Origin of the sequence: Winogradskyella sp. MH6, from assembly GCF_022810765.1 — a bacterium.
Classification (GTDB): domain Bacteria; phylum Bacteroidota; class Bacteroidia; order Flavobacteriales; family Flavobacteriaceae; genus Winogradskyella.
Map to the genome: position 1 here is coordinate 1688498 of NZ_CP094494.1, position 25320 is coordinate 1713817.

Here is a 25320-nt window from a genome sequence, read left to right on the forward strand (position 1 = left end):
CTATTCAGCCGATTTTAACTCTGTAAAATACTTATAGAACCAAGGAATAGTCTCAATGCCTTTTAAGTAATTCCAAACACCAAAATGCTCATTTGGCGAATGTATAGCATCACTATCTAAGCCAAAGCCCATAAGAATGGTTTTACTTTTTAGTTCTTTTTCAAAAAGCGATACAATAGGAATACTTCCACCACTGCGTTGCGGAATTGGAGTTTTTCCAAAAGTCTGCTCATAAGCTTTAGAGGCCGCCTGATATCCTATACTGTCAATTGGAGTGACGTAACCTTGACCACCATGATGCGGAGTCACTTTTACTTTTACAGCATCTGGAGCTATACTTTCAAAATGTGTTTTAAATAATTGTGTAATCTCTTCCCAATCTTGGTTTGGTACTAAACGCATCGAGATCTTAGCATAAGCTTTACTCGCAATAACGGTTTTGGCTCCTTCACCAATGTAACCTCCCCAAATTCCATTAACATCTAATGTTGGTCTTATAGAATTACGTTCGTTAGTAGTGTAACCTTCTTCTCCATAAACAGCATCAATATCTAAAGCCTTTTTGTAATTTTCTAACGAAAATGGTGCTTTAGCCATTTCTGCTCGTTCGTCGTCTGAAAGATTTTCAACCTTATCGTAAAATCCAGGAATTGTTATATGGTTGTTTTCATCATGTAATGAAGCAATCATTTTAGTTAACACATTTATTGGATTTGCTACAGCACCACCATAAAGTCCTGAGTGTAAATCTCTATTTGGTCCTGTAACTTCAACTTCAACATAACTAAGACCACGAAGTCCGGTTGTAATAGAAGGCACATCTTTAGCAATCATGCCAGTATCAGAAATTAGAATAACATCATTTACTAATTTTTCACGATTGGCAGCAACGAATTTTCCAAGGTTAGCACTACCAACTTCTTCTTCACCTTCTATCATAAACTTTACGTTACAAGGTAGCTCATTATTAGAAGTCATATATTCTAAAGCCTTAACGTGCATATACATTTGGCCTTTGTCATCACAAGCACCTCTAGCAAAAATGGCACCTTCTGGGTGTTTTTCTGTATTTTGAATAACGGGTTCAAAAGGAGGTGAGTTCCATAAATCTAATGGGTCTGGTGGCTGTACATCATAATGACCGTAAACCAGAACCGTTGGTAAGTTTTTATCAATTATCTTTTCTCCATAAACAATTGGGTAACCTTCTGTTTCACAAATTTCAACTTGGTCGCAACCCGCTTTTAAGAGACTTTCTTTTACAGCATCAGCGGTGTTTAACACATCTTGTTTATATGCTGAATCTGCACTTATTGAAGGGATTTTTAGTAAATCAATTAGCTCGTCGATGAAACGTTTTTTGTGCTCATCGATGTAAGAATTTATGTTTTGCATAATAGTTATTTGATATCTAACAAAAGTAAGAATAATGAAAGGAATATTTTCTTAAATAAAACCTATTTGAATATTGAAACTATTGTTTATATTTGCAGTCCTTTTGCAGGCGTGGTGGAATTGGTAGACACGCTAGACTTAGGATCTAGTGCCGCGAGGTGTGCGAGTTCGAGTCTCGCCGCCTGTACAGAGAAAAAGCCGAAACGAAAGTTTCGGCTTTTTTTATGGCTTGATATTTCTTTTTGTAATAAAACTTTTTAAACGCTTAAAACTGGGTAAAAAAGTATCAATTGGGTAAAATATACCCAATTGGATGTCTAAGTGAAATACTTTAAGATCAACAAAATCAGTTATATATGGTGTTTTGTTAAAGATTGGAAGAATCTTTGTGCCTTTATAATGTTATTTGAAAATGAAACACTATGTCTGCAAAAACTTCACCTTCCAACCGTATTGATATTGGTCTTGCACTTTTTGTTGTTTTTTTATTAGTCTTTGCTACCAATAGACTGGATAAACGGCATTTTAATACAGTTCAGGATTCATTAACTACCGTTTATAATGATAGAGTTGTAGCGCAAGATTACGTCTACAAAATGAGCAATGTAATGTCAAAAAAGCATCTTAAAATCCTAGACGCATCTTTATCATATAGTCAATCGAACTTAAATGAAGAGTTTATTGATTTAATGGACAAGTTCTCTACTACTAAATTTACTAGCAAAGAATCACTCACTTTTGAAGATTTAAAGAAAAAATTCAACGCTCTTATGCAACTAGAAAGCAAATCAACAGCTCTTATTGATAAAGACCGGCAAGTTCAGTTCATAGATGCTATAAAAACAGATTTAAATAACCTATCTTTAATACAGGTCTCAGAAAGTAAATATAAAGTTGGTTTAGCACAACGTAGTTTAGACACTAAAGACCTTATGTCTACCTTAGAAATTGTATTTTTAGTAATAATAGGGTTTACAGTGCAGTTTGCTTTGTTTTATAGGGTGAAAAAATCTATGACAAGAGAAAATAATTAATAGATAGAAGACATTATTTAAATGAACAGCACAGAGTCTGCATTAAAAGAACGTATTAAGGAGTTGACATGCTTGCATGAAGTCTCTTCTATCATAGCTAATACTGATTTTGATTTAATTGAAGACACAATAAAAGCCATAACATTTAGTTTGAAAAAGGCGTTTCAGTATCCTAAAAAGACCGAAGTTCTAATTCGGGTTGAAGAAATGTCTATAGGTACAAAAGAATTTGAAAAAGATAATTTCACATTAAGTTCCGATATAGAAATATTTAATGCACCTAAAGGAGAAATTTTGGTGCGTTTACATGTGTCGGAAAAAGAAACGTTAAGCTTTTTAAAGGAAGAGAAACTACTGTTAGATAATATAGCCTTAAAAATTGGGGCACTGTTTGAGCGTATTGAAATACAAAAAAATGAAGCCTCGCTTAAACGACAGATGGAACATGCAGATCGTTTAAGTATTTTGGGAGAGATAACAGCAGGTATTGCTCATGAATTAAATACACCTTTAGCAAACATTTTAGGCTTTGGTGAGCTTTTGAAAGAAGATTTAAAAACAAACAAAAAGGCCATTTCAGATTTAGATAAAATTATTCAAAATGCCATATTCTCTAGAGAGGTGGTTAAAAAATTGATGTTTTTTGCTTGCGAAATGCCACAAGAAAAAGAGCTTGTCAATCTTATTCCTAATATAAAGAATGCCATTAAACTCTTAGATGCTTCATTTAAAAAAGAACATGTTAAGTACCAGTTAAATATTAAAGAAGACGAGTTGTGGTTAAGAGCAGATCCAATACAGCTTACACAAATTATATTTAACCTTCTCATTAATGCTATATATTTTTCTCCAAAAAACAGTGTGGTAAGTATTGAAGCGTCTAGCACCAAAAAAGATGTTGTTTTAAAAATATCAGATGAAGGAGTTGGCTTTAAAATAGAGAATCTCGATAAGGTGTTTCAGCCCTTTTTTACCACTAAGCCACAAGGAGATGGCTCTGGTCTTGGGTTAAGTGTTGTTCATGGTATAGTGGCATCGCATAGAGGAACAATTGAAGCAAAAAATAATACCAAAAAAGGTGCTACCTTTATTGTGAGGCTGCCAAAAGATTAAAAAATATGCAATTACGACAAGAAAATATATTGGTTGTAGATGACGATATACATATTATAGAGTTACTACAACGTCATTTACAATCGTGGAAATTTCATGTGTACAAGGCTATTTCTGTAAAGGAAGCCGTAACAATCTTAAAAGACACAAGAATAGATTTATTGATTACAGATTTAAAGATGCCAGAGGTTGATGGCTTTGAGCTTATCAAGTTTGTATCAGAGCACTACCCTAAATTACCAAAACTAACGATTACAGGCTATCCTTCTGTACAAGATTCTTTAGCAGCTATAAAATCTGGAGTTACAGACTATCTTACAAAACCATTTACAAAAGACGAATTAAAAAAAGCTATAGATAAGGCGTTACATAAAGGTAATTCGCATGCACAAACAAAAAAAACTGAACTAGAAAAGACTAATAATGCCTATGGTGAAATTATAGGTAATTCTGAACAGATTAATGATGTTATTCAGATTATTGAGCGTGTAAAAAATAATAAAGCCACAGTTTTTATTAAAGGTGAAAGTGGTACCGGAAAAGAGTTGGTAGCAAGGGCGATTCATTATCAAGGTAAATTTTCTAGAGCACCTTTTATTGCCGTAAATTGTGGTGCTATACCCGAAAATTTGCTTGAAGCCGAATTGTTTGGTTACGTTAAAGGTGCCTTTACAGGTGCAGAAACTAATAGAGATGGTTTTTTTCAGGCGGCAAACGGCGGAACTATTTTTTTAGACGAAATTGGTAATGCTTCATTAGCAGTGCAATCACGATTATTGCGTGTGCTTCAAGAAAAAGAAGTTGTAAAAGTGGGTGCTACAAAAGCCGAACAGATCGATGTTAGAATCGTTGCTGCAACCAATAGTGACCTCAGAGAAATGATTAAAAAACAAACTTTTAGAGAAGATTTGTTTTACCGACTCACTGTGGTAGAAATAGAAATAGCACCTTTAAGAGACCGAAAAGATGATATACCGCTTTTGGTAGATAAGTTTTTGTTTAAATATGGTATAGAATATAAAGACCGTTTTATAAAAATTGCACCAGAAGCATTAAACATTTTAATGAGATACGATTGGCCAGGAAACATAAGGGAGCTTGAAAATATAGTACAGCGTGCTGTTATAATGAGCGATAAAGTAATTGAGGCAGAGTCGCTACCAAGTCATTTAAAGTATGTTATAGATATGCCTTCGGATGCGTTAGTACCTCTAAAAGAAATTGAGCGTAGATATATAGAAAAAGTTTTAAGAGCAACAGGAAACAACAAAACTAAAGCTGCAGAAATACTTCAAATAGATCGAAAAACCATACGTCAAAAACTAGCCGATTAAAAGCTTAAATACACTGATACTTTTTTACGCAATTGCGTAAAAAAGTATCAGTACTATTTTTAATTAAATTATTATTGAAACTCTCAAAGTCCTTTTGAATAAAGGGTTTTGAGAGTTTTTTTGTTGTTGGTTAATTTGTTTTGGCATATGCATTGCCTTATACAATACAATAAAAATAGCTTTTTAAATGAACCACATAAATATTTGCCCAAGTTGTGTACATCTTAAAAATTGTGTGCTAACTGCCCAAAAAGACAAAGTATGGTCTTGCAGTGAGTACGAAGAGGAAGATTTGGATTCTAAAGTAATAATGAAAGTAAAAACACCTCAAAATAAAAAAAGACAAGAATTAGAACTGGTTTAAATTTTAAAATAGTAGCGTTATGATTTTTAATGCCCTAGTTGCAATATTGAATACTAAAAATTCGGTAAAGAAAAATAAGTCTTTAAGAAGTAAGTACTTAAACGAAAAGTATCAGGAAAGATCTATCTCTAACAGATACTTTAAGTAGTTGTATTTACTCACAGTAATAAAAAAACAGTTAATATTAATTATAAAGAATGTCAACATTAACAGCAGAGCTTAAAGAAAAAGCTAAAAAGACACCTCAAAGAGGTATGATGGATAATGTAATGGAGCAGTTTGAGAATGCTGCAACCCAAATCAATTTACATCCAAATATTAAAAAAATATTAAGCATAACCAACAATGAAATCATTGTAAACTTTCCTGTAAAAATGGATAATGGTGATGTAGAAATATTTACAGGTTATAGAGTGCAACACAACAATGCATTAGGGCCATATAAAGGTGGCTTACGTTATCACCCAACAGTAGATATAGATGCAGCTAGAGCATTAGCTATGTGGATGACCTGGAAAACCTCCTTAGCAGGTTTGCCTTATGGAGGTGGAAAAGGAGGTATAAAAATAGATCCATCTAAATACTCTAAAACCGAGTTAGAGCGTATAACAAGACGTTTTACGTTTGCTTTAGCAGATAATATTGGGCCAGAGCACGATATACCTGCGCCAGATGTTAATACCAATAGTCAAACTATGGCATGGATGGCAGATACTTACATGAGTACAAGACCACCAGCAGAGCGTACAGCAAATCAGCATGTCGTTACTGGGAAGCCAGCCGGAAGTGGAGGACTCGAAGGTCGTGATAGAGCTACTGGTTATGGTGTGTATTTGTCTATAAAGTTTTGGGCAGAAAAGAATAACGAAAGTTTAAAAGGCAAAAAATACATCGTACAAGGTTTTGGTAACGTTGGCTATTGGGCAGCACATTTCTTAGAAAAAGATGGAGCCATTTTAGTAGGTGTACAAGATGCCTTTGGAAGTGTTCAAAATCAAGAAGGTATCAATGTTGAAGATTTGTTTAACTACATGCAAATTAACGACGGTAGCATTGCAGATTTTCCAAAAGCTAATGCGGTAGATAAAGATACGTTCTTTGCGCTAGAATGTGATATCTGTATTCCTGCAGCTCTAGGAAATCAAATCACAAAAGAAAATGCACCAAGCATTAAGGCAAAATTAATTGCAGAAGGTGCAAACGGACCAACAAATGTTGAAGGAGAAAAAATCTTAATAGAGAGCGGAGTAACCATCATACCAGATATTCTGTGTAACTCTGGTGGAGTTGTGGGTAGCTATTTTGAATGGTTGCAAAATCGTAACGGAGAGCTATGGCAGTTAGACGAGGTTATGGCAAAGCTAGATAAAAAGCTAAAAGAATCTTTCGATAAAGTTTACGATTATGCAACTGTAGAAGGGGTAGATATGAGAACTGCTGCATTTAGTATTGCTATTAAACGTATAGAAAAAGCATATATAGAAAGAGGTATTTTTCCTTAATAAATAAAGTCTAGGTAAATGAAATACGGAAGTTTAATATTAGAGAAGAAAGAGTATGTGTATTTAAAGCGCATACTCAATATCTCTGGTTATGCTGAAGATCATGAAAGGCAAGAGTGTTTGATGAAGCTTTTTGAAGAGTTAAAATCTGCACATATTGTAGACGATGACCAAATGCCAGAGGATGTTGTAAGATTTAATAGTACGGTTACGGTAGCATACGAAAACGGTGTTAAAAAGACGGTGCAGGTTGTAATACCTTCTGAGAGGGACTTTAGAAATAACAAAATATCAGTTTTAACTCCTTTAGGATCTGCTTTAATTGGCTATTCTAAAGACGATAGTGTTATATGGAGTTTTCCACAGGGAAATGAAGAGATTCTTATTTCTGAAGTTAAACAAGAAAGAGAACTAGATAAGACTAACTTTTCTATTTAAATATTATTATGAATTCAATAGAAGATAAAATATACAATCATGATACTGATCTAGATATCACTCATAAGATTAATTCTATGGAGTTAAACAATTGGATAAACCATCTTCAGTACATAAAGAAGGAGCTTAGCAATTTTATAAGTATTTGTACGAAGGAGCTAAACAGTAAGTTAGAAAGTCCTGTTGTAATCCAAAGATTTAAGAAAAAGCAAAAAGAAAACGATACATTACTTAATGCGCTTTTGCAATACAATGGTGCAAGAGCTAAGATTATAGAGTGTGAAGATACCGAGTGCGACATGGTGTACATATCAGAACACGAGAGTTATAGAAGAAGCTATATCTATCATTTAGATAAATATAGAAGACTTAAAGATGAGTTTTTTAACAGTATAAAAGGAAAATTTACACTATTAAAAATAAGCTAATACTAGCCGCTGTTTAATAAGTGTACTAAATGTATAAAGTAGATGAGCATAGAAGATTGTGCCTGTATAAAGATCTAAAAGAGATCGAATTATGGTTATACAATCTAGAAATTATAAACGAAGACTTAAATCATTTCAAAACCCTAGAAAAACAGTTGATTAAAAGCGATTCGTTAGCCTATAAAATAAAAGCAAACCAGAGGACAAATGTACTGTTGATGGCAGGCTTATGTAAGTACGAAAACGAATTAAAAACCGAATTGGAATACAGTAAAACCAAGTATGATAACGTTAGAGTTAAGCACCATATGCAAAAACGTAAAAGTTATATAGACTACATGCAGAGTTATACCAAATTTAAAAATGAGGTATATCGGGTTTTATTAATGTTTAAGCGATAGAAAAAATAAAGCCTAAAATAACTTAATCTTTATATAGAATCACAAAGCCGAGTTTGGTTGATTATAATTTGATTGATTGCAAAAGCTAGATTTATCTTAGGTTTTGTGTGCAAACCGCAAAGTTAGTTGTCTTTGCGGTTTCTTTAAAGAATAGGTAGCAATGTTAATATGTTTTTTGGCGTATTTAAACAGCTGCAGTTAAGTTTAATGTTAATAATACATCAGTAATGTGAAAATATAAACAGTACTTATATTAGATCTAGATTTTAATATTTGTTAGTTAGCCGAAATGTGGAAATCTTATGCTTTAATTGTTAAGAAGTTTTAATTTATACGATGATACATTTCAATTACAACCGCAAGAGTCTTAATATTCTTGCGGTTATTTGTTAGGCGACTTAACAAACTAAAAGAGTTAGATTTTTAGGTGCTTAAAAGAGTATCCTAAATATTCAATCTCTACCTAAAAACTTTTAATGCAACTATGTGAATTGACAAAAACTCACATATTTTTTATTAATTTACCAACCAAACCAATGCTATTTTAACAAATTCATAATCCGAAAATAGCAATTATCATATTTATTTATATATTTGTGTAATCGATTACAATTAAAAATTTATTATGTCAAAATACGATACAAGATACGCATCTAGTCCACAAGCTGTAAAAAAGTACGATACCCAAGAATTAAGAGAAGAATTCTTAATTGAAAATGTTATGAAAACTGATGAATTAAGATGGGTTTATACGCATTACGACAGGTTTATGGTTGCAGGACTTGTGCCAGTTAATAAAAAGATAAAACTAGAAACGATAGATCCGCTTAAAGCATCTTTTTTTCTAGAAAGAAGAGAATTAGGAATTATCAATGTAGGAGGTTCAGGAATTATAACTGTAGATGGTGATACTTATGAATTAGATCATAAAGAAGCCTTATATCTTGGTCAAGGAAATAAAGATGTTGAGTTTTCTAGCAAAGATGCTAGTGAGCCAGCTAAATTCTATTTAAACTCTACACCTGCACACAAAAAATTTCCAAACAAAAAAATAGGAACTAATGATGTTGAGGTTATAGAGTTAGGTTCTGCAGAAACTGCAAATGCAAGAACATTGAGAAAATACATCGTAAACAGTGTTGTAGATGTATGCCAGTTACAAATGGGAATGACAACCATAAAAACTGGAAGTAGTTGGAATACTATGCCTGCTCACGTGCACGACAGAAGAATGGAGGTTTATTTCTATTTTGAAGTTCCAGAAGATCAAGCTGTTTGTCATTTTATGGGTCAACCACAAGAAACCAGACACATTTGGATGGGTAATGAAGAGGCAGTGATTTCTCCGCCTTGGTCTATTCACTCTGGTTCAGGTACAGCTAGTTATTCTTTTATTTGGGGAATGGCAGGTGAAAATCTAGACTACGGAGATATGGATGTTTGTAAGATTAATGAGTTAAGATAATCCTTGATATTATGTTTGATTTAACAGGGAAAACAGCGCTTGTTACTGGCTGTAAAAGAGGTATAGGCTTTGCAATGGCAGAAGCTTTAGCAGAAGCAGGTGCAGATATTATTGGTGTTTCGGCTTCATTAGAAAAAGAAGGTTCTGCAATAGGTAAAAGAGTTGCTGAAATCGGCAAAACATTCACAGCATACCAATGTGACTTTTCTAACCGAGAGTCACTTTACAATTTTATAAAGGCTGTAAAAGCTAGTCACCCTAAAATAGATATTCTAGTAAATAACGCAGGTACAATTTTAAGAAAACCAGCAGCAGAACATCCTGATGAATACTGGGATAAAGTTGTTGAGGTCAACCTAAATGCGCAGTTTATTCTAAGCAGAGAAATAGGTAAGGATATGGTTGCTAATGGTTCTGGTAAAATCATTTTCACCGCATCGTTGCTTACCTTTCAGGGAGGAATTACAGTACCTGGCTATGCTGCTTCAAAAGGTGCGATTGGTCAGTTAACAATGGCGCTTTCTAACGAATGGGCTTCAAAAAATGTACAGGTTAACGCTATAGCTCCAGGTTACATCGCTACAGATAATACGGAAGCTTTACGTAATGATGAGGATAGAAGTCAATCCATCTTAGCTAGAATTCCAGCAGGTAGATGGGGAAAACCAGAAGATTTTAAAGGTCCTATTGTATTCCTTGCTTCGAAAGCAAGTGATTATATGTCAGGTTCAATTTTAACCGTTGATGGCGGTTGGATGGGTAGATAAATTTTAAAAGAAATGAAACAGTTTATACACGATAATTTTTTGCTTGAAAATAAATATGCCGAAGAGCTATATCACAATTATGCAAAAAATCAGCCAATAATAGATTATCACAATCACTTACCTCCTCAAGAAATTTTAGAGGATAAAGTTTATAATAACCTTACTAAGGTGTGGATTAATGGTGACCATTACAAATGGAGAGCTATGCGTACTTTGGGTATTAACGAAAAATATATCACAGGCGACGCTTCAGATAAAGATAAGTTTCTAAACTGGGCTAAAACCGTACCATACACCATGCGTAACCCTTTGTATCATTGGACGCATTTAGAATTGACACGTTATTTTGGTGTTACGGATTTGTTGAATGAAAAATCAGCAGAGCGTATTTTCGAATCGACTTCAGAACAATTAAGTTCAGCAGATTATAGCTGTAGAAACTTGTTACGCAAAGTTAATGCTGAGTTGGTTTGTACTACTGAAGATCCTATCGACACCTTAGAACATCACCAAGCATTAGCTAAAAGTGATTTTGAAATAAAAGTAAGTACAGCGTTTAGACCAGATAAAGCTATTTTAATAGCTAATGACAGTTATAACGATTATATAAATGGTTTAGGCAAAGCTGCAGATATTGAAATTTCTACGTATCAAGATCTAAAAGATGCTTTAAGAAGCAGAATAAACTATTTCAATGATAATGGTTGCAGATTATGTGATCATGGGTTGAATCAAATTTCATTTGTTGAATACACAGACAATGAAGTTGAAGCTATTTTCAAAAAGAAATTAAATGGTGAAACTTTAGAAAAAGAAGACGTTCTTAAGTTTGAAACAGCTATACTTCTATACTTGTCTGAAACCTATCACGAATTTGGTTGGGTACAGCAATTTCACCTTGGTGCACTAAGAAATAATAATGCACGTATGCATAGTATTCTTGGTCCAGATACGGGTTGGGATTCTATTGGTGATTATCCACAAGCCGAAAAACTATCAGCGTTCTTAAACACATTAGACGGAAAAGATAAATTAACAAAAACTATAATTTATAATTTAAATCCGGCTGACAATGAAGTTATGGCGACCATGATTGGTAACTTTAATGATGGTAGTGTAAAAGGTAAAGTGCAGTTCGGTTCTGGTTGGTGGTTTTTAGATCAAAAAGACGGCATGACTAAACAGATGAATGCCTTATCTAATATGGGACTTATCAGTTGCTTTATTGGTATGTTAACTGATTCTAGAAGTTTCCTTTCTTTTCCAAGACACGAATATTTCAGAAGATTGTTGTGTAATTTACTTGGTGATGAAATACAAAGAGGTGAACTGCCAAAAGAAGAGCTAGAATGGATTGGTAAAATCGTTTCAGATATCAGCTATTTCAATGCTAAGGAATATTTCAACTTTTAAGCAGTAGAATATGTCTAAGGCAGATGTTTTTTTTGAGCAAGATAAGATGGAATGGGAAATTCTAGAGGATAAAATTAGTCGTCAAATCGTTGGTTACGATGATACAATGATGATGGTTAATGTGAAATTTAAGAAAGATGGAGTAGGGCAAATGCACAATCATATCCATACACAGTCTACACATATATCTAGTGGTAAATTTGAAGTCACTATCGGAGATGAGAAAAAAATATTAAAACAAGGAGATTCTTTTTTTGTGCCGTCAAATATAATGCATGGAGTAGTTTGTTTAGAAGAAGGAATGCTGATAGATATTTTTAATCCTGTTAGAAAAGATTTTTTAGAGAATAAAATTTAAAGAGAAATTATGAAGAAAACATCCCGATATTTTATTCTTTTTCTAGCAACTATGCTGTCAGTTTTTAGTTGTGGTGAAATGAGTGATGTAGAAACCATAAAGTTGGCGCATAGTCTTGATGTTAATCATTCTGTGCACAAAGCTATGGTTAAAATGGGTGAAGATTTGGCTGAGATTTCAGGTGGAAAAATGCAGTTGGAAATTTACCCAAGTCAACAATTAGGAACCGAGCGTGAGTGTATAGAACTACTTCAAATCGGAAGTTTGGATATGACCAAAGTTTCAGTAGGAGTTATGGAAAATTTCGCTCCTCGTATGAAGGTTTTTGGATTGCCATATTTGTTCAAGGATAGAGAACATGCTTTTGAGATTCTAGATGGTCCAATTGGTCAAGAACTCTTAGACGAAGGTACTAAATACTGGATAAAAGGTATGTGCTATTACGATGCAGGAAGTAGAAGTTTTTACACCAAAGATAAACCAATTAACACCCCTGAAGATTTAAAAGGTCTTAAGGTTAGAGTTATGGAAAGTGTAACTGCTATGGACATGGTAAAAAGCTTAGGTGGCTCACCAACTCCAATATCTTGGGGAGAATTATACACGTCTTTGCAACAAGGCGTTGTAGATGGAGCAGAAAATAATCCTCCAAGTTTTTATTTATCTAGACATTACGAGGTATGTAAATACTACTCATTAGACGAGCATACAGTATTACCAGATGTACTAATCATAGGAACACATATTTGGGATAGATTATCTGAGCAGCAAAGGGCTTGGTTAAAAGAAGCTGTAGATAAGTCTGTTGGTTACCAACGTAAACTTTGGGCTGAAGCAGAACAAGAAGCTTTAGAAGAGGTGCAGAAAGCAGGAGTAACTGTGGTAAGGCCAGATAAAACAGCTTTTGAAGAAGATGTGAAAGATGTTTATGAAACCTACAGTAAGGATGAGGATATGAAAGACCTAATCAATCGTATTAAGAATAATTAGATCGATGAGAAAAAAGATAGATAAGATTTTAGGAAACCTTCTCATTGTTATAATGGGTGTCATGGTTATCAATGTTATTTGGCAAGTATTTACAAGGTTTGTTGTGGGTACACCAAGTTCATTTACAGATGAATTGGCAAGATACCTTATGGTTTGGTTGGGTATTTTAGGTGCGGCTTATGTTTCAGGTAGAAATATGCACGTGGCTATTGATGTTTTACCTCAAAAAGCATCAAATAAAACACAAAAGAAATTAAAGATAGTAGTATATGTACTTATAATTCTATTTGCACTTTTTGCCATGGTAATAGGCGGAAGCAGACTTGTATATATTACCTATGTTTTAGATCAACAATCACCAGCATTACAAATCCCATTGGCTATTGTCTATTTAGCAATTCCTGTAAGCGGTTTGTTGATTATTTATTATAAAGTTTCAGACATTATAAATATTAAGTAGTTATGGATTATATCCCAATTTTAGTATTAGTTATAAGTTTTGTGGGTTTATTGTCCATTGGTACACCTGTAGCTTGGAGTATTTCCATTTCTTCAGTACTTACAATGTTAGTAAGCATTCCTGCGATGCCAGCATTCACTACGGTTTCGCAACGTATGGGAACAGGTTTAGATAGCTTTGCATTATTGGCCATACCATTCTTTGTTTTATCTGGTCAATTGATGAATAAAGGAGGTATAGCCCATAGGCTCATTGCTTTTGCAAAGACTTTGGTGGGTTCTCTTCCAGGTGGATTAGCACTGATAAATGTAATTGGTGCGATGCTCATGGGAGCAATCGCAGGTTCTGCAATGGCTTCGGCTTCTGCAATGGGAAGTATTCTTGGACCAGAAATGGAGAAAGAAGGGTATTCTAAAGAATTTGGTGCAGCAGTTAATATTACTTCTGCAACCACGGGTTTAATTATTCCACCTAGTAATGTTCTTATTGTATACTCACTTGCGAGTGGAGGTGTGTCTATTGCAGCATTGTTTTTAGCAGGCTATATTCCTGGGATTCTTACTGGTTTATTCCTTATGATGGTTGCAATGTTTTGGGCTAAAAAGAAAAAATATAAATTAGGAAAGCGTAGTTCTTTAAAGGAAGTTTTTAAAACATTTATTGATGCCGTACCAAGCCTTTTCTTATTGGTAATTGTTATCGGTGGAATTGTTACAGGTATTTTTACTGCGACAGAAGCCTCAGCAATAGCAGTTTTATACACATTAATTCTTGGTTTTGCTTACAAAGAAATCAATTTCAAAACTTTACCACAGATTTTATTAGATTCTTCTTCTACAACAGCAGTAGTTATGCTATTGATTGGAGCGTCAATGAGTATGTCTTGGGTAATGTCTTTTGAAAACATACCTCAAAGTATCAGTACATCTTTGTTGGCTGTTAGTGATAACCCTATTATTATACTTTTAATCATCAATCTAATCTTATTGTTTGTGGGCATATTTATGGATATGACACCAGCAGTATTAATATTTACTCCAATTTTCTTACCAGTAGTGGTAGATCTTGGAATGGATCCAATTCAATTTGGTATTATCATGGTTCTTAACTTATGTATTGGGCTGTGTACACCTCCCGTCGGGTCCGTCCTCTTTGTTGGAGTTGGTGTAGCCGAAACAACCATTCAGAAGGTAATGAAACCATTATTACCGTTGTTTTTAGCTATGGTAGTAGCTTTATTTTTAGTAACGTATTTCCCGCAATTAACACTTTGGTTGCCAAGTGTATTTAACCTTTAAAATAGATTAGAATGTCAGTAACGATAGACAATAAATTAAATAGATCAAACTTAGGATTAGAAGAAAGATTACCTATAAAAGTTATACAGTTTGGTGAAGGTAATTTCCTTAGAGCATTTGTAGATTATGCTATTCAGCAATTAAACAAGTCAGCAGATTTCAATGCAGGCGTAGCTGTTGTGCAGCCGATTGATAGAGGTATGGTTGATATGTTGAATGATCAAGACGGACTGTATACCTTGTTTTTGAAGGGTATTCAAAAAGGGGAAGAAATTCAGACTAAAGAACTTATTACCAATATTGTTAAAGGTATCAATCCTTATGCGGATTTTCAGCAGTATTTAGATTTAGCAAAAGAAGAAGAATTACAATTTATTATATCTAATACAACTGAAGCAGGTATAGCTTATGTAGAAAGTGATACTATGGAAATGCAGCCACCAAGCTCGTTTCCTGCTAAGCTGACAATGTTATTACATAAGCGTTTTCAGCATTTTAATGGTGCTTCAGATAAAGCATTGACAATTATTCCTTGCGAGTTGATTAATTACAACTCAGATACTTTAAAAGAAATTATTTTAAAATATTGTGCAGATTGGAATCTTGAAGAAGGCTTTAAAACATGGTTAACTGAACACTGTTCGTTCCACAATACATTGGTAGATCGTATTGTTCCTGGCTACCCAAAAGATCAAATTGAAGAATACAACGCGCAGTTAGATTATAAAGACAATTTAATCGTTTCAGCGGAAACCTTTTTACTTTGGGTTATTGAAGGAGGTGATGACTTAAAAGCAAAACTACCTTTTGATAAGACTGATCTAGATGTAAAAATCGTTAAGGATATGCAGCCTTATCGTACCAGAAAAGTACGTATTTTAAATGGTGCGCATACTTCTATGGTACCATTTTCATTGCTTTATGGGAATGAAACAGTAAAAGAAACTGTTGATAATGAATTTACAGGAGCTTTTGTAAACAGTGCAATTTTTGATGAAATCAATCACGTGTTACCAATGGATAAAGCAGAATTAGATAGTTTTGCTGAAGAAATTCTAGACCGTTTTAGAAATCCATTCATCAAGCATAAATTAGCTGATATCGCTTTAAATTCTATTTCAAAATTTAAGGTAAGAGTACTACCAAGTTTGTTAGAGTATAACGAGAAATTTCAAAAGTTACCAGCGCATTTAACATTTGCTTTCGCGTGTTTAATTCGATTCTATAAAGGAGAATGGCATGGTAAAGCATTGCCTATAAAAGATAGTGAAGACATTGTAAATGCATTCAAAACAATTTGGGCTAGTAATGACTATAAAAGTGTTGCAAGCGCTACACTTGAAAAGACTGATTTTTGGGGTGAAGACCTTACAAAAGTCAATAACCTTGTTGAAACTATAGAAGTAGCTCTAGAAGAAATTGATGCTAATGGAGTTGAGCAAGGTTTGAAAAACTTTAAGGATAAAATTTAAGATTAATAAACCGAAAGGTGATGCAAAAGAAATTAATAAAAGTACATCCAAGTGATAATGTTGCAGTTGCTTTAGAAAACCTAAAAGCAGGTGAAGTTGTAACATTCGAAGGACAAGATATAAAGGTTGTTTCAGATGTTAAGGCAAAGCATAAGATAGCCCTTACTGATTTGCAATCTGGAGACAAAATCATTATGTACGGTGTTTTGGTTGGTAAAGCTAATACACCTATTATGCTCGGTGATGTTTTAACCATAAACAATGTAAAACACGAAAGTGCCAAAGTCACTCAGAAAACAGATACTACAGGTTGGTCAGCACCAAATGTAGACAAGTGGAAAGACAAAACATTCATGGGTTATCACAGAGAAGATGGACAAGTTGGTACTGCCAATACGTGGTTATTCTTTCCTTTGGTTTTTTGTGAAAACAGAAACATTGAGTTATTAAAAGATATTTTTGAAAAAGAACTATTGACTCAAAAGTCTAATAGCCACAGAATGTTATTACGTTCGTTGGTTAATGAAGGAGATGGAAATACTGCGGTTGAACCAGAACAAACCACAAATGTTTTTGATAATATTGAAGTGAAATTCATTACGCATCCTGGAGGCTGTGGTGGTATTCGTCAAGATTCTGAAAGTTTAGCACGTTTGTTAGCTGGTTATGTGAAAAATCCTAATGTAGCAGGTGCAACAGTATTGAGTTTGGGGTGTCAAAATCTTCAGATTGATATCTTCAATAAAGCATTAGAGGCAATTAGCCCAAACAACAAAAAACCAGTGTTGATGTACGAACAGCAACAAATGGGTACTGTTGATGAAATGCTAACGGCTATCATTAAAAATTCTTTTGAAGCCATCAAAGAGGCTAATAAAATAGAAAGACAACCAGCTCCATTGTCTAAACTTAAAATAGGTTTAGAATGTGGTGGTTCAGATGGCTTTTCAGGTATTTCAGCAAATCCAACCTTGGGTTATACTTCAGATATGTTAGTAGCACTTGGTGGAACGGCAATTTTAGCTGAATTTCCAGAGCTTTGTGGTGTAGAGCAGGAGTTGGTAAACAGATGTGTAGAAGAGGACAAAGCGAACAAGTTTTTAGGCTTAATGCAAGCCTTTGAAAAATCTGTTGTAGATGCTGGTTCTGGTTTTGATATGAACCCTTCTCCAGGAAACATCAAAGACGGATTAATTACAGACGCTATGAAATCTGCTGGTGCAGCTAAAAAAGGTGGAACATCACCAGTTGTAGATGTTTTGGATTATGGCGAATATGTGACTAGTCCTGGACTTAACTTATTGTGCACACCAGGAAATGATGTGGAAAGTACTACAGCTATGGTAGGTTCTGGAGCAAACATTGTGTTGTTTACAACAGGTTTGGGAACACCAACAGGAAATCCAATTACACCAGTAATAAAAGTATCATCAAACTCTGAATTAGCAGCAAAAATGAGTGATATCATTGATGTTGATACTGGCGATGTAATCAAAGGTGAAAAGACAATAGAGGAAATGGCAGAAACGATGCTTCAATATATTATTGATGTGGCTAGTGGCACCATAAAATCTAAAGCAAGTATTTTAAATCAAGACGATTTTATTCCTTGGAAACGTGGTGTGTCTTTATAAATAAGGTTTTCAGCTAGAATTACGCAGAAGCTTCACTTTTTATTTTAAGCGAAGAGTCTCTAATAACGAGTTCTGGCTGAAGTACTATTTTCTCACTTTCTTTTTTTGGTTCTTTGTTGTCAACTTCTTTAAGAAATACTTTAGCGGCAATTCTACCCATTTCTATTGGAGACTGATCAACTGAGGTAATAGAGAGTTCCATAAATTTTGTAAAAGGCTCGTTACTGAATCCTACAACGCTTATGTCTTCAGGTATCCTTAAACCTTGCTCTTTTATTTCTTGGATGGCACCAAGCGCACTAAAATCTGATGAAGAAAATATAGCATCAGGTGGGTTAGCCATTTTCAACAACTTCTTTGTGGTTTTTCTACCCTCAATGACCTTACTGAAGGTTTCTATAACTAGACTTTCATCAAATTCTAAACCATGATCTAATATGGCTTGTTTATAACCAAGATAACGATTTTTAAAGATTTCTAAAGAACGATTGTTAGATAGGTGAGCAATACGCTTACAACCTTGTTCAATAAGGTGTTTTGTGGCTTGATATGCGCCATTAAAGTCATCAATAGTAACAGAGCTTACACCTGGGATTTCTTTTTTTCTATCAAAGAAAATTAGCGGCACTTTTTTATGAGCAATGTTGTCAAAAATTTTATTTTTTGTTTTGGCATTGGAAATGGACATTAAAATACCGTCAACTTGCGCATTCAATAAGGAGTTTATATTACCTGCTTCTTGATTTTCTTGGTCATGTGTTTGGCAAACAATAACGTGATAGCCTTTAGGATATAATTCTTCCTCTATGCCTCTGATTACTGAAGCAAAGAAGTTACTGTCCATACGAGGTACAATAACACCGACGTTATAACTTTTTCCGCTCTTTAACGCTCTAGCAAGTGTATTTTGCTCATAGTTCATTTTTTGAGCAGTTTCTTGAACTAACTTTCGTGTCTTCTCACTAATTTTTGGGTTGTTATTTAGAGCTCTAGATACAGTTGCAGCGGTAAGTCCAACCTCTTTGGCTATATCGTAAATAGTAGTCTTTTTCTTCATTAAATTCAAGTGCTGAATAAACACGTAAATCTAAGCATTTTATTTTAAGTAAGTTTTGTTTGAAATTAGAAATTCATTATTATTGTGTAATCGATTACGCAATTCTTTTTAAGATGAAAAAATTTAACATTACCATATGGCAATTTTTAATGATTATTGCTTTATTATCAACTTACAGTTGCAGCAGTGATAGTTCATCAAATGAACCTTCATCATTTGTTGAGGTAGAATCTATATCTATATTAGGAAATACAATTACAGATGGTGGTACAAGTCAACTATCTGTAACGGTTACACCCAGTAATGCAACTGACACTTCGGTAACATGGTCCGTTTCTAATAGTAGTGTAGCTACAATTTCCAATTCAGGATTATTAACGGCAATTTCCAATGGTTCGGTAACCGTTAGAGCAACAGCACAAGATGGTTCTGGTATTTTTGGGGAGCAGATTTTTGAGATTTCTGGAGTTGGCAATCCGGTTAACGGAACAGTTGTAGAAACGTCGCAACAAATTTTAGCAGCAATAGCCTCTGCCAATCCTGGAGAAAATATCTATGTTAGAGGTGGTGATTATATTTTCAATTCTACGATACATATTTCAAGTGATGGTTCTAATGCGAATTTAATTTCACTTTTAGCATATCCATCCGATACCGAAAGACCTCGATTTAACTTCTCTTCTATGTCTGAAAACTCATCTAACAGAGGGATTGAGCTTTCAGGTGATTATTGGCATATTAAAGGCATTGATGTCTATGCAGCAGGAGATAATGGTTTACACATATCAGGAAGCAATAACACTATAGAGTTTTGCACGTTTAGCGAAAATAAAGACTCCGGATTACAGATTGATGGAGGAGGAAGTAACAATATTGTTCTGAATTGTGATTCTTATTATAATGCCGATTCTTCTTTGGAAAATGCCGATGGTTTTGCCTGTAAGTTAAATGCAGGTTCTAATAATAAATTTATAGGTTGTAGAGCTTGGCAAAACCTTGATGATGGTTGGGATGGTTATTTAAGAGATACCGACAATATTACGACTACTTACGAAAACTGTTGGGCTTTTAAAAATGGCTATTTAATGAATGGTAGTGTAGGAGCAGGTGATGGTAATGGCTTTAAAACAGGTGGAAGTGATGATAAAACATTAAAACATAATGCTGTTTATACCAATTGTATTGCTGCTGGTAATGTTTATGACGGGTTTGACCATAATAGTAATCGTGGTGAAATAGAAATCTATAACTGTTCCGCTTACAGCAATGGCAGAAATATTAGTTTTAGTTCTACCAATATTGCTCAATTTTTATTGATAAAGAACACATTTTCGTTTGATGGTAACAATAATGATGGATTTTCTGCAACGACCACAGACATTACAAGCAATGGCTGGCAAAATGGAATTACAACCAATGCGTCAGATTTTATAGCTGTAGATATCGATTTGCTAGCCTCTCCAAGAAACGAAGATGGAAGCTTACCTGATATTAATTTCTTAAAGCTCGTATCAGGAAGTGATTTGATTGATGCAGGCGAAGATGTAGGTCTTCCTTTTAATGGGTCGGCTCCAGATATAGGTGCTTTTGAGTTTGAATAATTAAATGTTAGTAGATGTATTACATTTCATCTACTAACATATTAGCATAAACTTCAATATTAGAATAGTTCTCATTCAAGGTGTTTAAATGAGCGTCCTCTTTGTTTTTATTTAATTTAAGCTTTCGCTCCCATTTGTCTGGTATACCATCTCCATCAGAATCTTTTAAAGCTTCCTTAGACTTTATTTTTGGCCAACTACCAACATTATTTTGGGAGTCTATGATACCATCTTTATAACTTACTTTTCCTTTCTTTACATTTTTTACAAGTCGTTTGTCAACCTTATCTCTAGAATAACTAGCTCCAGAACTTTTAAGTACTTTGTTGAAAGCAGTTTCAGCATTGGAAGTAGAAATGTTGTTGCTTATATCTATTGAAGTTTCTAGTTTAGCAAGTTCAGGGTTATTACATTGTACACCACCATCCCAATTATTCTCAGTGATATCTTCATAATTATAAACATAATTTCCATCAACATAGAATTTTCCGTAAGGTTCAGAAGGGCTTACGATTCTGTCTAATTTAGAAGAAGTCGTGGCAGGACCTGATTTAAAATAGTTGTTTACAATATTGTATGTTCCTTTTTCACCACCATAAATGTTATTTTCACCCCAATTATAAATTACATTATTTCTGAAATCTACAAATTCATTTTCTGAATTTTCTGTGGTTTTAGAGCCGCTAAATCTTGGGTTTCTACTATTGTTATTAGCGATAAGATTATGATGAAACGAAGTGTTCACTCCACCCCAAATTCCGCCATAACCATGAGCTCCCTTTTTGTGTACAGATCTGTTAAGAGCTTCGGAAACAATATTCCATTGAAACGTAAAATTTTTGTTGTTGTAGAAGGAAGCATTTTCATCGGTTCCCCAACTAATAGAGCAGTGGTCTATGATTACATTTTCGGTGTCTCTGCAACCAAGAGCATCACCTTCAATAGCGTTAATATCTCCCATTCTAAATCTTAGATATCTTATGATAACATTATTGGATTTTATAGTCACTGGGTAGCCTTTTAGTGTAATTCCTCCACAAGGTGCAGTTTGCCCTAATATAGTTAAATCGCCTTTGTTAATGTCTAATTTAGATTGAAGTTCAATAGTGCCAGAAACATCAAAAACAATAATTCTAGCCCCTTTCTTTAAGATGCCTTTTCTAAGGCTACCTTCTCCGCTATCATTAAGATTTGTAACTTTATAAATAAAACCACCTCTTCCGCCAGTTGCATGTTGCCCAAAACCTTCAGCAGTAGGAAACGCTATTTGCTGAGCTGAAATCCCTAAAAAGGATAAAAGGTTAAATAGTAATATTAAGGCTTTATTTTTCATGTTTAATCTTCAAATTAAATTTAATAAAAAAGGAGAAATGTTATTTGAACAAATCTCCTTTTAAAAGACTAACTTATCTAAATATCAATATTATTGTCTCCAACGTGGATCACCAACTTGATTATCAATTAATGATTGAGTTGTAATTGTAAAATCACCATTAAGAGGATCAACAAAACCAGGATCTGTGGTTGTGTAACTCGATGATGTATCGTATCTAAGTACTGTAGGGTCATAGAACGTAGGTGCATTAAAGTAGTTATTATTACTAAATGTAATGAACTCATCTGTTCTTGTTTGGTCTGAGTAGCCTTCAGATGCCGTATCTGTAATTAAAGTATTGTTTACCGTAATATCATTGTCTTGGAATCTTACATATAGAATTCTTCTACTTGAAGAGTTAGAGCAGGCGTATAATGTACAACTGTCTATTGTTAGATTACAAGTAAAACCTGATTGGGTAGAAGTTCCAGCATCATCAATTCTAAAGAAATCTCTTCCTGGCGCACAATTGTTGAATGTACTGTTGCTAAAATTAACATTTAGTACATCAGAGTTTCTGAAGTCAAAGAAATCACCACCACTTGTTAAGACATTTGTGACAACACAGTTTTCAACTGTTATTGATTGTACAATAGCATCGGTAACATTTCCTGCTATAAACGATCTGTTATAATCATGAACATTACAACCACTTACCAATAATGAGTTGTAGTTGCCAGTAGCAGTATATCTTAGCATATCTGTTAAATCTGTAGCGACATCACCAGTAAGGTCTAAGTCTATAAGCTCAACATCAGTAGCGCCATCTACTACAGAAAAACTTACTTTCAGTAAAGGTTTGTCAAAACTGTAAAGACCTCTAATAGTTAAAGATTTGTCTAAAGTAATTGTACCAACTTGTGCAGTATAGTCACCAGCATCTAATACTAAAACATCACCAGGATTAGCATCAGCTACCATTTGAAATATATCATCAGAAGGCGTCACTAAAATACCATCTCCAATATCAATACCTGTAGTAAATGTTAAAACACCTCTAATGGTAGTGCCATTAAGTATTTGTACTGTATAATCTGTTTCACCTGTAAGCCCTGTTACTGTAGCAACACCTTCTGCAATTTCTTGTGCAGATAAAGTGTAAGTAATGTTACCAGGTACCAAAAACAATTCAGTAACGGTAGTATTAGGCAACCATCTAAAAGTTGCTTCGGTAGCTAAAATATCCTCAGGTACAATAGGGTAAAAAATCTGCTCAGTTAATGTCTCTGCCGTTGTGGTAGCATAAGTAGAATTTTCCAATCCTCTAGAGCTTATGGCTTGCACTCTTATGTAATAAAATGTTTCTTGTTGCATTTCTACTTGAACAGGAACCTGATCTGAAGTAACGTTAACAGTTTCTACGATGGTAGAAAAAGACGGATCTTCACTAAATTCTACAACATAGTTCTCAACATAAGGGTCAGAATCCCATTGAAGCTCTACAACGACTTGATTTCTAATAAATGCTTGTAATCCAACAGGTGCAAACTCACGACTTACGTTTAGCTCTTCAATAACTTCATCTGGACTGTCACATCCCGAAAATGTAAACAGTAGAGAAAATAGCACTATTGAACACTTTAAAATATATCTTGCTTTCATCTTGTTTTAAGTTTCTTAATTAATAGTTATTAATAGCCGTAATCGTTAACTAATTGACCGTTACTTGCATCTAAAAAGACTTGCCATATAGGCCAAAATTGTCTGTCATCAGGATTTACGCCTAGCTTATATATAGAGTTAATCATGTCGTCTTCTAAAGCAGTCCAATCTTGCTCAGCGTAATCAGGTCCTGGGTTTGTAGTTTCATTTCTGTTTAAACCATAGATATCTAGCGTTTCTCCATCCTCTTCATATTTGTAATAAAGAGTAGTTGGTACGTCTGCGTATTCACCCATTCTATTTTTAAGGTTAAACATTTTTACTTTAGCTTCATCTAAATTAGCACCAAGTAAGTTCCAACGAATTAAGTTCATTTTACGTTCCATTTCGCCAGTAAACTCGTATTTGTGTTCATTTACTATAGCTTCAAACATATCTGCAGAGCTTGATAAACCATCAACGTATGCATCTACTTTTTCTGCATGTAATTCAGAAGGGAATGCACGTCTTCTCAATTCTTTTAAATATGGTGCAGCAGCACCAGGTCCTTGTAATTCATTAGCAGTTTCAGCTGCAATCAATAATACTTCTGCATAGCGCATGTAAATTTTGTTTACACCATCATCATTAGTAGACGTCACATAGCGATTCATCCACTCATATCTGTATTTTCCAAAATACCAAGTATCTAGTCCTACTAATTCTTGTTGTGCAAAACCGTCAGTTGGATTTCCCCATTGATAAGGTACACAAGTAACATCTCTACGAGTATCATCTTCATCAAAATCGTAAAATACGGTTGGTAATGGTCCTGCGATTCCACCTCTAGCTTGGCCTGTATATTGGTCTACTCCTCGGTGTCTAACAGCAAAAGAAAATAGTACTCTACCACGACCAGCTGCGAAAGGAATCTCCCAAAGCGATTCATTACCTGCTATCACAGATTCTTCATTGTAATTTCTCCATAATGTTTCAAAAGAAGGTTCTAAATTCGCCTTACCGCTTCCAATAACATCTGTAGCTTCATTAAAAGCTAATGTGTACATATTTTGCACAGAAAGATCAGGATCATTACTTCTTCTTATGCCATCAGGATATTGTTGAAAACCTGAAGCAGCTAGAGCTAATCTTGCTCTGAAAGCTTTAACAAATGCTTTGTTTGCTCTCTCTACTGTACTTGTTGTAGAGTTTTCATTTGGCCATCCTACTAAGTCTTCAGCCTCACCTAAATCAGCAATAATTTGTTTATAGATAACATCTCTGCTTGTTTTAGGTAAGTATAATGTTTCTGCAGAAATAGGTTCAAAACGAGCAGGAACATCTCCCCAAGTTTTTAATAAATCTGCATAATATATTGCTCTGTAAGTTAATGCCTCGCCTAGTAATTGACCAAGAGCTGTACCTGGCTCTGGGTTTCCATACGTTCTTAGACCTCTGATACATAAGTTTGCACGTTCTATACCTGCGTACATCATTGCCCAAACGTTATTGTCTCTGTTCATTTGAGTATTTGTAGGAGTCGCATCGTATATCATTAATTCTCCTTGAGAGCTACCTACTTCATCAGAACTGTAATTCCATTCTGTATCTGTATTAAAACCATAAAAAGGAATATAACGACCTCTGTAGGAATTAGTTTGTCCCATACGTTCTAGTATGCCATCTACAGCACCTCTTGCTAAATCTGGTGTAGAGAAGATAACCGATTCATCTCCAGATGATGGTGCAGGTGCATCTAAAAAGTCTTTGTCAAATTCTTGACAGGAATTAAATATTCCCGCTAGAATGAGTAATGTTAGAAATATTGTTTTTTTCATTT

The 25320-nt window shown here is 34.3% G+C and carries 23 protein-coding genes and 1 tRNA gene; 19 read left to right on the plus strand and 5 right to left on the minus strand.

The window, feature by feature from the left end:
* Complete coding sequence (locus MST30_RS07625; protein WP_243473791.1) at positions 1–1395, minus strand: dipeptidase; 1395 nt, start codon at positions 1393–1395, stop codon at positions 1–3.
* A gap of 105 nt (positions 1396–1500) precedes the next feature.
* On the opposite strand from MST30_RS07625, the gene MST30_RS07630 reads away from it, so the two are divergent.
* The 18 genes from MST30_RS07630 (at position 1501) to MST30_RS07715 (ending at position 17866) form a co-directional block, all read left to right on the plus strand.
* Positions 1501–1582, plus strand: a tRNA-Leu gene (locus MST30_RS07630).
* Between the two features lie 235 nt (positions 1583–1817).
* On the plus strand, positions 1818–2429 hold the full coding sequence (locus MST30_RS07635; protein ID WP_243473792.1) for an MCP four helix bundle domain-containing protein: 612 nt from the start codon (positions 1818–1820) through the stop codon (positions 2427–2429).
* 21 nt (positions 2430–2450) lie between these two features.
* Positions 2451–3542, plus strand: a complete 1092-nt coding sequence (locus MST30_RS07640) for a sensor histidine kinase (protein ID WP_243473793.1) — start codon at positions 2451–2453, stop codon at positions 3540–3542.
* A 5-nt stretch (positions 3543–3547) separates the two neighbouring features.
* Positions 3548–4876 carry a sigma-54-dependent transcriptional regulator gene (locus MST30_RS07645; protein WP_243473794.1) on the plus strand — a complete coding sequence of 443 codons (1329 nt, stop codon included), beginning with the start codon at positions 3548–3550 and terminating at the stop codon, positions 4874–4876.
* Positions 4877–5063: 187 nt separating this feature from the next.
* A complete protein-coding gene (locus MST30_RS07650) occupies positions 5064–5240 on the plus strand; it encodes a hypothetical protein (RefSeq protein ID WP_243473795.1) in 177 nt (58 codons plus the stop codon).
* Between the two features lie 197 nt (positions 5241–5437).
* Positions 5438–6742, plus strand: coding sequence for a Glu/Leu/Phe/Val family dehydrogenase (locus tag MST30_RS07655; protein WP_243473796.1), 1305 nt, complete (start codon positions 5438–5440; stop codon positions 6740–6742).
* Between the two features lie 18 nt (positions 6743–6760).
* On the plus strand, positions 6761–7180 hold the full coding sequence (locus MST30_RS07660; RefSeq protein WP_243473797.1) for a GreA/GreB family elongation factor: 420 nt from the start codon (positions 6761–6763) through the stop codon (positions 7178–7180).
* Positions 7181–7188: 8 nt separating this feature from the next.
* Entirely contained in the window at positions 7189–7608 is a 420-nt protein-coding gene (locus tag MST30_RS07665) for a hypothetical protein (RefSeq protein ID WP_243473798.1), read from the plus strand.
* Between the two features lie 29 nt (positions 7609–7637).
* The gene (locus MST30_RS07670) at positions 7638–8009 is read left to right on the plus strand and encodes a hypothetical protein (RefSeq protein WP_243473799.1); all 372 of its coding nucleotides are present in this window, start codon (positions 7638–7640) and stop codon (positions 8007–8009) included.
* A 625-nt stretch (positions 8010–8634) separates the two neighbouring features.
* Positions 8635–9474, plus strand: coding sequence for a 5-dehydro-4-deoxy-D-glucuronate isomerase (kduI, locus tag MST30_RS07675; protein ID WP_243473800.1), 840 nt, complete (start codon positions 8635–8637; stop codon positions 9472–9474).
* Positions 9475–9485: 11 nt separating this feature from the next.
* Complete coding sequence (locus MST30_RS07680) at positions 9486–10241, plus strand: SDR family oxidoreductase (RefSeq protein WP_441372795.1); 756 nt, start codon at positions 9486–9488, stop codon at positions 10239–10241.
* Between the two features lie 12 nt (positions 10242–10253).
* Entirely contained in the window at positions 10254–11654 is a 1401-nt protein-coding gene (gene uxaC / locus MST30_RS07685; protein ID WP_243473801.1) for a glucuronate isomerase, read from the plus strand.
* 10 nt (positions 11655–11664) lie between these two features.
* The gene (locus MST30_RS07690) at positions 11665–12012 is read left to right on the plus strand and encodes a cupin domain-containing protein (RefSeq protein WP_243473802.1); all 348 of its coding nucleotides are present in this window, start codon (positions 11665–11667) and stop codon (positions 12010–12012) included.
* A gap of 9 nt (positions 12013–12021) precedes the next feature.
* Complete coding sequence (locus tag MST30_RS07695) at positions 12022–13002, plus strand: TRAP transporter substrate-binding protein (protein WP_243473803.1); 981 nt, start codon at positions 12022–12024, stop codon at positions 13000–13002.
* 4 nt (positions 13003–13006) lie between these two features.
* Positions 13007–13462, plus strand: a complete 456-nt coding sequence (locus tag MST30_RS07700; protein ID WP_243473804.1) for a TRAP transporter small permease — start codon at positions 13007–13009, stop codon at positions 13460–13462.
* Positions 13463–13464: 2 nt separating this feature from the next.
* Entirely contained in the window at positions 13465–14760 is a 1296-nt protein-coding gene (locus tag MST30_RS07705) for a TRAP transporter large permease (RefSeq protein WP_243473805.1), read from the plus strand.
* An 11-nt stretch (positions 14761–14771) separates the two neighbouring features.
* Positions 14772–16232, plus strand: coding sequence for a tagaturonate reductase (locus MST30_RS07710; RefSeq protein ID WP_243473806.1), 1461 nt, complete (start codon positions 14772–14774; stop codon positions 16230–16232).
* Positions 16233–16252: 20 nt separating this feature from the next.
* Positions 16253–17866: a UxaA family hydrolase gene (locus MST30_RS07715; RefSeq protein WP_243473807.1), complete on the plus strand. Its 1614-nt coding sequence runs from the start codon at positions 16253–16255 to the stop codon at positions 17864–17866.
* A gap of 19 nt (positions 17867–17885) precedes the next feature.
* Here the strand turns inward: MST30_RS07715 and MST30_RS07720 are convergent, their stop codons facing one another.
* Positions 17886–18923, minus strand: a complete 1038-nt coding sequence (locus tag MST30_RS07720) for a LacI family DNA-binding transcriptional regulator (RefSeq protein ID WP_243473808.1) — start codon at positions 18921–18923, stop codon at positions 17886–17888.
* Positions 18924–19036: 113 nt separating this feature from the next.
* Between MST30_RS07720 and MST30_RS07725 the strand changes: the two genes are divergently transcribed.
* Positions 19037–20524, plus strand: a complete 1488-nt coding sequence (locus MST30_RS07725) for a right-handed parallel beta-helix repeat-containing protein (RefSeq protein ID WP_243473809.1) — start codon at positions 19037–19039, stop codon at positions 20522–20524.
* A 19-nt stretch (positions 20525–20543) separates the two neighbouring features.
* Here MST30_RS07725 and MST30_RS07730 read toward each other — a convergent pair whose 3' ends face one another.
* From MST30_RS07730 to MST30_RS07740, 3 genes are all read right to left on the minus strand, one after another.
* Entirely contained in the window at positions 20544–21857 is a 1314-nt protein-coding gene (locus tag MST30_RS07730; RefSeq protein ID WP_243473810.1) for a pectate lyase family protein, read from the minus strand.
* Positions 21858–21947: 90 nt separating this feature from the next.
* Positions 21948–23501 carry a DUF5123 domain-containing protein gene (locus tag MST30_RS07735; RefSeq protein WP_243473811.1) on the minus strand — a complete coding sequence of 518 codons (1554 nt, stop codon included), beginning with the start codon at positions 23499–23501 and terminating at the stop codon, positions 21948–21950.
* 29 nt (positions 23502–23530) lie between these two features.
* Positions 23531–25318 (minus strand): RagB/SusD family nutrient uptake outer membrane protein, encoded by a 1788-nt coding sequence (locus MST30_RS07740; RefSeq protein ID WP_243473812.1) that lies wholly within the window; start codon positions 25316–25318, stop codon positions 23531–23533.
* Positions 25319–25320 lie beyond the last annotated feature (2 nt).